We start from the raw sequence: 10,490 nt of genomic DNA on the forward strand, positions 1-10,490 counted from the left end.
CCGGGCCAGGTTATCTCCTGCTAAGCGGCAGTTAGCCCGCGAGGAAAAAGCGGAACGCCGGATTGTGGGTTTCGTCGTGACAGTCGTAGCCCAGTTCGTTTAAGCGCGTTTCGAAATCCGGTTCGTGCTCGCCCAGTTCAAACGCTGCCAGCACGCGACCATAATCGGTGCCGTGGCTGCGGTAGTGGAACAACGAAATATTCCAGTGGGTGCCGAGCGTGTGCAGGAATTTGAGCAGCGCGCCGGGGGATTCCGGGAATTCGAAGCTGTAGAGACGCTCCTGTAGCGGCTTCGACGGACGCCCGCCAACCATGTAGCGCACGTGCAGCTTCGCCATCTCATCGTCGGAGAGATCCACCACGCTGTAACCGCCCTCGTTAAGCAGCGCCAGAATCTCTTTACGCTCTTCCAGACCGCGGCTTAAACGCACGCCGACAAAAATGCAGGCATCTTTGGCATCGGCAAAGCGGTAGTTAAATTCCGTTACCGAGCGCCCGCCCAGTAGCTGGCAGAACTTCAGGAAGCTGCCTTTCTCCTCCGGGATGGTGACCGCCAGCAGCGCTTCGCGCTGTTCGCCCAGCTCGCAGCGTTCAGAGACGTAGCGCAGGCCGTGGAAATTAACGTTCGCACCGGAAAGCACATGCGCCAGACGTTCGCCGCGAATGTTGTGCTGAGCGATGTATTTTTTCATCCCCGCCAGCGCCAGCGCACCGGACGGCTCCGCCACCGCGCGTACATCTTCGAACAGATCTTTCATGGCCGCGCAAATCGCATCGCTGTCTACCGTCACGATATCGTCAAGGTATTCCCGACAGACGCGGAAAGTTTCATCGCCAATGCGCTTGACCGCCACGCCTTCGGCAAACAGCCCCACGCGCGGCAGATCTACCGGGTGCCCGGCATCCAGCGCGGCCTTCAGGCAGGCAGAATCTACAGCTTCTACCGCAATCACTTTGATTTGCGGCATCAGTTGTTTAATCAGTACTGCCACCCCCGCCGCCAGTCCGCCGCCGCCGACCGGCACAAAAATGCGGTCGATGTGCGCGTCCTGTTGCAGTAGCTCCAGCGCCAGCGTGCCCTGCCCGGCGATAACCATCGGGTGATCGAACGGCGGCACCCAGGTAAAACCCTGCTGTTGCGCCAGTTCAATCGCTTTGGCTTTTGCTTCGTCGAAATTCGCGCCATGCAGCAGCACTTCACCGCCGAAGCCGCGCACCGCGTCAACTTTGATATCTGCGGTGGCTTTCGGCATCACGATCAGGGCTTTTACGCCCAGCCGTGCGGCGGAAAACGCCACGCCCTGCGCGTGGTTACCCGCTGAAGCGGTGATCACGCCCTGCGCTTTCTGCGCTTCCGTCAGGCCCGCCATCATCGCGTAGGCACCGCGCAGCTTGAAGCTGTGTACCGGCTGGCGATCTTCGCGCTTCACCAGGATCACGTTATCGAGCCGCGAAGAGAGCTTGTCCATCTCTTGCAGCGGCGTTACCTGCACCGCCTCGTAGACCGGCGCGCGCAGCACCGCCCGGAGATATTCCGCCCCGTCGGGGGCGGCGGACAGCGGTTGGGATTCGGCCATCATTAGCCTCCCAGTTTGGATTTATCGCGTACTGCGCCCTTGTCTGCGCTGGTCGCGAGGCTGGCGTAGGCACGCAGCGCGAAGGAAACCTGGCGCTCACGCGCTTTCGGCGTCCACGCCTGTGCACCGCGTGCGTCCTGCGCTTCACGACGGGCGGCCAGTTCCTGATCGCTCACTTGCAACTGAATACCACGTTCAGGAATGTCGATGGCGATCATGTCACCGTCTTCAATCAGGGCGATGTTGCCGCCGCTGGCCGCTTCCGGGGAAACGTGTCCGATGGAAAGACCAGAAGTACCGCCGGAGAAACGTCCGTCAGTGACCAGTGCGCAGGCTTTGCCGAGGCCCATTGATTTCAGGAAGGTGGTCGGATAGAGCATTTCCTGCATACCCGGTCCGCCTTTCGGCCCTTCGTAGCGGATCACGACCACGTCGCCCGCCACAACTTTACCGCCGAGGATCGCTTCAACCGCGTCGTCCTGGCTTTCGTAGACTTTCGCCGGGCCAGTGAATTTCAGGATGCTGTCGTCTACGCCTGCGGTTTTTACGATACAGCCGTTTTCCGCAAAGTTACCGTACAGTACCGCCAGACCGCCATCCTGACTGTAGGCGTGTTCCAGCGAGCGGATACAGCCTTCGGCGCGGTCGGTGTCCAGCGAATCCCAGCGGCAATCCTGCGAGAAGGCTTTGGTGGTACGAATACCCGCCGGGCCTGCGGAGAACATCGATTTCACCGACTCGTCCTGGGTAACCATCACGTCATACTGGTCGATAGTTTGCGGCAGCGTCAGACCGAGCACGTTTTTCACGTCGCGGTTGAGCAGCCCGGCGCGATCCAGCTCGCCGAGAATACCGATTACGCCACCCGCACGGTGCACGTCTTCCATATGATATTTCTGGGTGCTGGGCGCAACCTTGCACAACTGCGGCACTTTGCGCGACAGCTGGTCGATATCGGTCATGGTGAAGTCGATTTCCGCTTCCTGCGCGGCAGCCAGCAGGTGCAGTACAGTGTTAGTGGAACCGCCCATGGCGATATCCAGCGTCATGGCGTTTTCGAATGCAGCTTTGCTGGCGATATTGCGCGGCAGCGCGCTCTCATCATCCTGCTCGTAGTAGCGTTTGGTCAGCTCAACAATGCGCGTACCAGCGTTGAGGAACAGCTGTTTGCGGTCGGCGTGGGTCGCCAGCAGCGAACCGTTGCCCGGCTGCGACAGCCCAAGCGCTTCGGTCAGACAGTTCATCGAGTTGGCGGTGAACATGCCGGAACAGGAGCCACAGGTCGGACACGCGGAGCGTTCAACCTGATCGCTTTGATCGTCGGAGACTTTCGGGTCTGCACCCTGGATCATCGCATCCACCAGATCCAGTTTGATGATCTGATTGGAGAGTTTGGTTTTCCCGGCTTCCATCGGGCCGCCAGAAACAAAAATGACCGGGATGTTCAGGCGCAGTGAGGCCATCAGCATGCCGGGGGTAATTTTGTCGCAGTTAGAGATGCAGACCATGGCGTCGGCGCAGTGGGCGTTGACCATGTATTCCACCGAGTCGGCGATCAGCTCACGCGACGGCAGTGAATAAAGCATACCGCCGTGACCCATGGCGATACCGTCATCCACCGCGATGGTGTTGAACTCTTTCGCCACGCCGCCTGCGGCTTCAATCTGCTCAGCGACCAGCTTCCCGAGATCGCGCAGGTGAACGTGGCCCGGCACGAACTGAGTGAAGGAGTTAACGACTGCGATAATTGGTTTACCGAAATCGTCATCGGTCATCCCGGTTGCGCGCCACAGCGCGCGGGCACCAGCCATATTACGGCCATGGGTCGTGGTAGCGGAACGGTACTTAGGCATGCTTTATTTACTCCCGTCTTTTCCCTCATACTTCGCGCCACAGGTGCGTTAGCTGCCTCGCTCACCCCAGTCACTTACTACAGTAAGCTCCTGGAGGATTCGCTGCGTTGCCGCCTTCCTGTGACGCGAATTATTTTGGGAAATTAATATTTGTTATGAATTAACTTGATCCAACCAGCCCCATTTATCTTCCGTTTCACCGGTGAAGAGGCCAAAGAATGCTTGCTGAATACGTTTGGTCACCGGACCACAGCGGCCTTCGCCAACCTGGATGCGGTCAACGCTGCGTACCGGGGTGATTTCTGCGGCGGTGCCGGACATGAACACTTCGTCGGCCAGGTACAGAGATTCGCGGGACAGCACCTGCTCGCGCACTTCGATACCCAGATCTTTTGCCAGCGTGATGATCGCATCGCGGGTAATGCCTGGCAGCGCGGAAGAGGTGAACGGCGGGGTGAACAGGATGCCGTCTTTCACTTCAAACAGGTTTTCGCCCGCACCTTCAGAGAGGTAACCGTTAACATCCAGCGCGATCCCTTCCTGATAACCGTGGCGGCGCGCTTCGCTGCCCACCAGCAGGGAGGAGAGATAGTTACCACCAGCTTTTGCAGCCGTCGGGATAGTGTTCGGCGCAACGCGGTTCCAGGAGGACACCATCGCATCAATGCCCTGATCCAGCGCTTCTGCGCCCAGGTACGCGCCCCACGGGAACGCGGCGATGATCACGTCAGTGCCGTAACCTTCCGGCGGGTTAACGCCCATGCCCACATCGCCAACAAACACCAGCGGACGGATATACGCGCTGGTCAGGTTGTTTTTGCGGATCACTGCGCGGCAGGCTTCCATCAGGTCATCAACGCTCTGAGAAACCGGGAAACGATAAATTTTGGCTGAGTCACGCAGACGTTGCATGTGTTCGCGATGGCGGAACACCACTGGCCCTTTGTGAGAATCGTAGCAACGGATGCCTTCAAACACAGACGTACCGTAGTGCAGCGCGTGGGACATCACGTGAACTTTCGCGTCCTCCCAACGAACCATCTCACCATTGAACCAAATGTAATCAGCTTTTTTCGTCGTCATTTTTCTTCCTATTGCGCTCAGGCGCGTATTTGTTGTGATGTGGTTGTACGTTGCTGGATCTCGACACGAGCCACGTCGACCAGTTTGCTTAACTGGCTAAACAGTAATTCGACGGGCCTCGGGCTGGCAACGGTCAATTCAATATTTATATTTTGTGCATCGGTAGCGGTTTCCATATTCATGGCGCAAATCTGAAAGCCACGGTGGCGCACTACGCGCAAAACGCGCTCTAATGTTTCCGGGTTGAAGCGGGCTTCTACAGCGACCTGATGGTGCATCATGATAATTTCTCCAGCATTTGTGAGTTACTGGCACCGGGCGGTACCAGCGGCCAGACGTTCTCAAGTTCGTCGATTGAGACATGAAGCAGGTAAGGCCCCTCGCTTGAGAGCATGGCGTCGAGTGCCGCTTCAACCTGGTCTTTACGGGTGATGTGCTGGCCGGGAATACCAAACGCCTGGGCCAGCATGAGGAAATCAGGGTTATCAGTGAGGGTGGTTTCGCTATAACGTTCCTGGAAAAACAACTGCTGCCACTGGCGAACCATCCCTAAGCGCTGGTTATCCAGTAAAACGATTTTTACCGGCAGCTGTTTTCGCTTCACGGTGCCCAGCTCCTGCACATTCATCATGAAAGAGCCGTCACCGGAGATACAGATTACCGTGTCGTCCGGTCGCGCCACCTGCGCGCCCACGGCGGCTGGCAGGCCAAAGCCCATGGTGCCTAACCCGCTGGAGGTGATGAAATTTTCCGGGCGGCTGTAGGTCATGTGCTGCGCCGACCACATCTGATGCTGGCCTACGTCTGTCGTGACCACGCACTCTTTCGGTTTACGATCGGAAAGTTGTTTTAACAACAGCGGGGCGTAGATCGCCTCGCCGGGATGGTCGTAGCGCCAGGCGTGTTCCTGACGCATAGCTGCGGTGTACTGGCACCACTCTTCAATCGCCAGCGGTTGCTGTAAGGCGGGTAACAGGGCGTTTAAATCACCCTGTAACGCGACGTGCGCCTGACGCAGCTTGTTCATTTCCGCCGGGTCGATATCCATGTGGATCACGCTCGCATGCGGTGCGAAGGTGTTCAGTTTGCCGGTAACACGGTCGTCAAAGCGCGCACCGACAGCAATCAGCAGATCGCATTCCTGCACGGCGAGGTTCGCCGCTTTGGTGCCGTGCATCCCCAACATGCCGAGATAATACGGGTAGTCTGCCTCCACCGCGCCCAGGCCTTTCAGGGTGCAGGCAACCGGTACCTGCGTCACTTCGGCAAAGGCACGCAGCGCGGGAACGGCCTGTGCCAGGCCTACGCCGCCGCCCACGTAAAGCATCGGCTTTTTCGCCTGCGCCAGCATCTGCCGGGCCTGCTCCATTTCCGCATGGGGGAAGGTTTCGCTGACGTCTACGGTGGAAAAATGCGGCTCCAGATCGCCACAAGCTAACTGGATGTCTTTTGGGATATCAACCAGCACCGGCCCCGGACGGCCTGAACTTGCGACCTCGAAGGCTTCAGCCATCACGCGCGGCAACTCTTCCAGCGACTGCACCAGGAAACTGTGCTTCGTACAGGCCAGCGATAAACCCAGCACATCCACTTCCTGAAACGCGTCGGTGCCGATAAACGGGGCTGCCACCTGACCGGTGATGGCGACAACGGGTACAGAATCTAACAGGGCATCAGCAAGACCGGTGATGAGGTTAGTGGCACCCGGCCCGGAGGTAGCGATGCAAACGCCTGTTTTACCAGTAGAACGGGCATAGCCGATGGCGGCCATTGCAGCCCCCTGCTCGTGCCGGCACAGAAGATGTTCCACGCCGCCGTCATACAACGCATCGTAAACCGGCATAATTGCGCCACCCGGATAACCGAAAACTGTTTCGACACCCTGTGCCCGCAAAGCATGTACCACCCACTGCGCCCCATTCATAGTCAGTTCCCCGCCGTAAATCTTGAGAAACAGAATTTTATGCTACTACTCATTCTTTGCTCCTCGCTGATATTTTAAAGTCATAAAAAAACCCCCGGACCTTTCGGTGCGGGGGTCTTAGTTCGTTAAGGATTGATTTTTAAGCCTTTCCTCGTCCAAGTGCAGCCCCGCACGGTGGGATAATAATCACCACCACGCTAATCACGACCAGGCTAATCACTCGTAGAAGGGCTGTCATTTTCTGTACTTTCTGGCTTCTTGTTCGAAGGAATACCTAAAGAGTTACCACAGACATGCGGCGTAACACAAGATTTTTTTATGGCTACGATTTTGAGCAGGCTAATAATTTCGCCAAAAATCGTTGTTTTTTATAAGAAAAACCTTAAGTGAAAATAATTCAATAAATGACCTCCTTATTTCTACATTTACCTCCCACCGGAAAATGCGAGCCCGGCAGTGAGACACAATGGTAACGGCTGCAACAGGATAATTTTCTCTGAAAGCATTACGCAGACTTCGCATCTGACACATCGAGCCAGCCGGTCACCAGGGCATAATTCCGGCGTAAGGAGGAGTTATGTCGCTTTCGGTTATCTATACGCGCGCCGCCCTGGGGGTCGCAGCACCTTTGATTACGGTCGAGGTACATATCAGTAATGGCCTTCCCGGTCTGACAATGGTTGGACTGCCGGAAACGACCGTTAAGGAGGCCCGGGATCGGGTACGCAGCGCAATCATTAACAGCGGTTATCAATTTCCGGCGAAGAAAATCACCATTAACCTCGCGCCTGCTGACTTACCCAAAGAAGGGGGGCGCTATGATTTACCTATCGCTATTGCGCTCCTGGCAGCCTCAGAGCAGCTTACGACGACAAGACTCAGTCAGTATGAGTTTGTGGGTGAACTGGCGCTTACAGGCGCTCTGCGTGGCGTTCCCGGTGCAATTTCTGCCGCGATGGAGGCGATCAATGCCGGAAGGAAGGTGATTGTGTCGCAGGATAACGAAGCCGAAGTGAGCTTGCTGGATTCATCAGATTGCCTGGTCGCCGGACATTTGCTGGAGGTTTGCGCCTTTCTCGAAGGAAAAAATACGCTTCACGAGCCTGCACAGGTGTGGCAGGAAGAGATCCAGACAGAAAATGATCTGAGCGATGTCATCGGTCAGGAGCAGGGTAAACGGGCGCTGGAGGTGACGGCGGCAGGCGGACATAACCTGTTATTGATTGGTCCGCCCGGCACGGGTAAGACCATGCTGGCAAGCCGTCTGAATGGACTGCTGCCTGCGCTGAGCAATCAGGAGGCGCTGGAAAGTGCGGCAATCATTAGCCTTGTGAATTCATCAATGCTGAAAAAGCACTGGCGACGCAGGCCGTTTCGCTCTCCGCATCATAGTGCGTCACTCACTGCGATGGTCGGCGGCGGAAGTATTCCTGCGCCAGGTGAAATTTCTCTCGCTCATAACGGCATACTTTTTCTTGATGAGTTACCGGAATTTGAACGACGCGTACTTGATGCGCTGCGTGAGCCGATTGAATCCGGGCAAATACATATTTCCCGTACCCGAGCGAAAGTGACCTATCCCGCCAGCTTCCAGCTTATCGCAGCGATGAACCCCAGCCCGACCGGGCATTACCAGGGGAACCATAATCGCTCGACGCCGGAGCAAACGTTGCGCTACCTCGGCAAGCTTTCCGGCCCCTTTCTGGACCGCTTTGATCTCTCGCTGGAGATCCCGCTTCCACCGCCTGGGCTATTAAGCCAGGACAGTACTCAGGGGGACAGGAGCGAGACGGTGCGTGCAAGGGTTGTGGCAGCGCATCAAAGGCAATATGCACGGCAACAGAAGCTTAACAGCCGCCTGACGAGCAGTGAGATGAGAGAGGTTTGTGAACTCAGCGCGGAAGATGCGCGCTGGCTTGAAGAAACGCTGACGCGACTGGGACTATCTATTCGCGCCTGGCAACGACTGCTTAAGGTAGCACGTACTATTGCTGATTTGGCTCAACAGGAGACGATCTGCCGCGCGCATTTACAGGAAGCACTCAGCTATCGGGCTATTGATCGGTTGCTCATCCACCTGCAAAAAATGATGGCATAAAAAAAGGGGCCGAAGCCCCTGTTTTTTAATCGTCGGAATCCGTGTAGTCTTCCGTGCCTTCCATCTGCGGTTTACCGCCGGACAGCGTATGGAAACGCTTCGGACGTTTAACACGCCCCATGTATTTGATCCAGACACGTTCCGCCTCGGTTACCGGCTCACGTTCACCACGACAGACGGCAACAAACAGCGTTTCTTCTTCCGTTACTGGCTCACGTTTACCGAGATCAAGTTCATTGAAGGCGTAACCGTGACGCTCCAGCAATTGCGCCTCTTTAATGGTGAAATCACCATGACGAGAGAACCCACGTGGATAGTATTTATTGTCGAAAAAACGATTCGTCGTCGTAAAGCTTTCCGCCATCCTGCACGCTCCTAATTCTTTGGCCGAGCTATTTATGGCGCGGAGTATTAGTTACGCTTGACAGAGTGTAAAACAAAACATTTAAATCATAACGACAAATAATTTTGTGGAGAAAGCTGTGGATACGGAATTGTTAAAAACTTTCCTGGAAGTCAGCAGGACTCGCCACTTTGGTCGCGCTGCAGAAGCGCTCTACCTGACGCAATCAGCGGTCAGTTTTCGTATTCGCCAGCTTGAAAATCAACTTGGCGTAAACCTTTTTACCCGTCATCGCAATAACATCCGTCTTACGGCGGCAGGCGAAAAACTGTTGCCTTATGCAGAAACGCTAATGAATACCTGGCAGGCTGCGCGAAAAGATGTGGCGCATACGACGCGTCACAATGAGTTTTCGATTGGGGCAAGCGCATCATTATGGGAGTGCATGCTCAACAAGTGGTTAGGCCGCTTGTATCAGGCCCAAAAAAGTCTGCAATTTGAAGCGCGGATCGCTCAGCGTCAATCACTGGTAAAACAATTACATGAAAGACAGCTGGATCTTCTGATCACGACAGAAGCCCCCAAGATGGATGAATTTAGCAGCCAGTTATTGGGTCAATTCACGCTCGCGCTGTATTGCGCCGAGACAGGCAGGACGAAATCCAGTCTCAACTACTTACGCCTGGAGTGGGGCCCGGATTTTCAACAGCATGAGAATGGATTGATTTCCAGCGATGATGTTCCACCGTTAACCACCAGTTCAGCGGAAATTGCTCGTCAACAGTTGGCTCCACTTGAAGGATGTACCTGGTTACCCGTGTCCTGGGCCAAAAATAAAGCGGATTTGCATACGGTGACCGACAGCATAACGCTGTCCCGACCGTTATACGCGATCTGGCTGCAAAACAGCGATAAACAAACCCAGATTAAAGATCTATTAAAGATCAACGTGATGGATTAAGAAAACAGTGCAGGGACGCAGTGTTTTATCAGACGGGAATGAGTGGAAATGCTAAAGGCAGGTAAATAACAGGCAAAAAAAATCCTTTGCCGAAGCAAAGGATAATTTTCTGGCAGGGGCGGAGAGACTCGAACTCCCAACACCCGGTTTTGGAGACCGGTGCTCTACCAATTGAACTACGCCCCTAATTAGGGTGGCGGAACGGACGGGACTCGAACCCGCGACCCCCTGCGTGACAGGCAGGTATTCTAACCGACTGAACTACCGCTCCACCGAATTTCTTTGTCACGACCGGATTAGTGCCTCCGGTTTACTGCAATTTGATGCCTGGCAGTTCCCTACTCTCGCATGGGGAGACCCCACACTACCATCGGCGCTACGGCGTTTCACTTCTGAGTTCGGCATGGGGTCAGGTGGGACCGCCGCGCTAGTGCCGCCAGGCAAATTCTGTTATCAACACGTCCTGTGACCTGTTGATGGTATCTGTATCAGAGCTGAAAATTGTCTCAAATCACGCCAAAACAGCTTCGGCGTTGTAAGGTTAAGCCTCACGGTTCATTAGTACCGGTTAGCTCAACGCATCGCTGCGCTTACACACCCGGCCTATCAACGTCGTCGTCTTCAACGTTCCTTCAGGACCCTTAAAGGGTCA

The 10,490-nt window shown here is 55.5% G+C and carries 10 protein-coding genes, 2 tRNA genes and 2 rRNA genes; 2 read left to right on the plus strand and 12 right to left on the minus strand.

The annotated features are described in order from the left end of the window. Positions 1 to 31: 31 nt before the first annotated feature. From ilvA to ilvL, 7 genes are all read right to left on the minus strand, one after another. Positions 32 to 1,576, minus strand: a complete 1,545-nt coding sequence (gene ilvA / locus BM373_RS20075; RefSeq protein WP_090465628.1) for a threonine ammonia-lyase, biosynthetic — start codon at positions 1,574 to 1,576, stop codon at positions 32 to 34. Between the two features lie 2 nt (positions 1,577 to 1,578). Continuing rightward, on the minus strand, positions 1,579 to 3,429 hold the full coding sequence (gene ilvD, locus BM373_RS20080) for a dihydroxy-acid dehydratase (protein ID WP_090465592.1): 1,851 nt from the start codon (positions 3,427 to 3,429) through the stop codon (positions 1,579 to 1,581). 153 nt (positions 3,430 to 3,582) lie between these two features. After that, the gene (locus BM373_RS20085; protein ID WP_090465595.1) at positions 3,583 to 4,512 is read right to left on the minus strand and encodes a branched-chain amino acid transaminase; all 930 of its coding nucleotides are present in this window, start codon (positions 4,510 to 4,512) and stop codon (positions 3,583 to 3,585) included. 17 nt (positions 4,513 to 4,529) lie between these two features. Continuing rightward, on the minus strand, positions 4,530 to 4,793 hold the full coding sequence (gene ilvM, locus BM373_RS20090; RefSeq protein WP_090465597.1) for an acetolactate synthase 2 small subunit: 264 nt from the start codon (positions 4,791 to 4,793) through the stop codon (positions 4,530 to 4,532). Continuing rightward, positions 4,790 to 6,436, minus strand: a complete 1,647-nt coding sequence (gene ilvG / locus BM373_RS20095; protein ID WP_090465599.1) for an acetolactate synthase 2 catalytic subunit — start codon at positions 6,434 to 6,436, stop codon at positions 4,790 to 4,792. Before ilvG ends, ilvM begins: the two co-directional genes overlap by 4 nt. A 2-nt stretch (positions 6,437 to 6,438) precedes the next feature. Beyond that, a complete protein-coding gene (ilvX, locus tag BM373_RS22015) occupies positions 6,439 to 6,489 on the minus strand; it encodes a peptide IlvX (protein ID WP_218159482.1) in 51 nt (16 codons plus the stop codon). An 86-nt stretch (positions 6,490 to 6,575) separates the two neighbouring features. Then, positions 6,576 to 6,674: an ilv operon leader peptide gene (ilvL, locus tag BM373_RS20100; protein WP_001311244.1), complete on the minus strand. Its 99-nt coding sequence runs from the start codon at positions 6,672 to 6,674 to the stop codon at positions 6,576 to 6,578. Between the two features lie 339 nt (positions 6,675 to 7,013). Here ilvL and BM373_RS20105 point away from each other — a divergent pair, with 339 nt between their 5' ends. Then, positions 7,014 to 8,534 carry a YifB family Mg chelatase-like AAA ATPase gene (locus BM373_RS20105; protein WP_090465602.1) on the plus strand — a complete coding sequence of 507 codons (1,521 nt, stop codon included), beginning with the start codon at positions 7,014 to 7,016 and terminating at the stop codon, positions 8,532 to 8,534. A 25-nt stretch (positions 8,535 to 8,559) separates the two neighbouring features. Here BM373_RS20105 and BM373_RS20110 read toward each other — a convergent pair whose 3' ends face one another. Continuing rightward, positions 8,560 to 8,898, minus strand: coding sequence for a MaoP family protein (locus tag BM373_RS20110; protein WP_090465605.1), 339 nt, complete (start codon positions 8,896 to 8,898; stop codon positions 8,560 to 8,562). A gap of 106 nt (positions 8,899 to 9,004) precedes the next feature. Here BM373_RS20110 and hdfR point away from each other — a divergent pair, with 106 nt between their 5' ends. Continuing rightward, positions 9,005 to 9,838 carry an HTH-type transcriptional regulator HdfR gene (hdfR, locus tag BM373_RS20115; protein WP_090465608.1) on the plus strand — a complete coding sequence of 278 codons (834 nt, stop codon included), beginning with the start codon at positions 9,005 to 9,007 and terminating at the stop codon, positions 9,836 to 9,838. 110 nt (positions 9,839 to 9,948) lie between these two features. On the opposite strand, the gene BM373_RS20120 is transcribed toward hdfR, so the two are convergent. The 4 genes from BM373_RS20120 to BM373_RS20135 all read right to left on the minus strand — a co-directional run. Next, positions 9,949 to 10,024: transfer RNA gene (locus BM373_RS20120), tRNA-Trp, on the minus strand. 8 nt (positions 10,025 to 10,032) lie between these two features. Next, positions 10,033 to 10,109 (minus strand) — tRNA-Asp (locus tag BM373_RS20125). A gap of 54 nt (positions 10,110 to 10,163) precedes the next feature. Continuing rightward, positions 10,164 to 10,279 (minus strand): 5S ribosomal RNA (gene rrf / locus BM373_RS20130). Between the two features lie 96 nt (positions 10,280 to 10,375). Next, positions 10,376 to 10,490 (minus strand): 23S ribosomal RNA (locus BM373_RS20135); the annotation flags it as partial.

The organism is Enterobacter sp. kpr-6 (assembly GCF_900116015.1).
Lineage (GTDB): Bacteria > Pseudomonadota > Gammaproteobacteria > Enterobacterales > Enterobacteriaceae > Enterobacter_D.

What these genes read in the sequence shown, in the direction of transcription:
- ilvA (WP_090465628.1), bottom strand. Translation starts at nt 1,576, where the DNA reads ATGGCCGAATCCCAACCGCTGTCCGCCGCCCCCGACGGGGCGGAATAT.
- ilvG (WP_090465599.1), bottom strand. Translation starts at nt 6,436, where the DNA reads ATGAATGGGGCGCAGTGGGTGGTACATGCTTTGCGGGCACAGGGTGTC.
- ilvL (WP_001311244.1), bottom strand. Translation starts at nt 6,674, where the DNA reads ATGACAGCCCTTCTACGAGTGATTAGCCTGGTCGTGATTAGCGTGGTG.
- BM373_RS20110 (WP_090465605.1), bottom strand. Translation starts at nt 8,898, where the DNA reads ATGGCGGAAAGCTTTACGACGACGAATCGTTTTTTCGACAATAAATAC.
- BM373_RS20085 (WP_090465595.1), bottom strand. Translation starts at nt 4,512, where the DNA reads ATGACGACGAAAAAAGCTGATTACATTTGGTTCAATGGTGAGATGGTT.
- ilvD (WP_090465592.1), bottom strand. Translation starts at nt 3,429, where the DNA reads ATGCCTAAGTACCGTTCCGCTACCACGACCCATGGCCGTAATATGGCT.
- BM373_RS20105 (WP_090465602.1), top strand. Translation starts at nt 7,014, where the DNA reads ATGTCGCTTTCGGTTATCTATACGCGCGCCGCCCTGGGGGTCGCAGCA.
- ilvM (WP_090465597.1), bottom strand. Translation starts at nt 4,793, where the DNA reads ATGATGCACCATCAGGTCGCTGTAGAAGCCCGCTTCAACCCGGAAACA.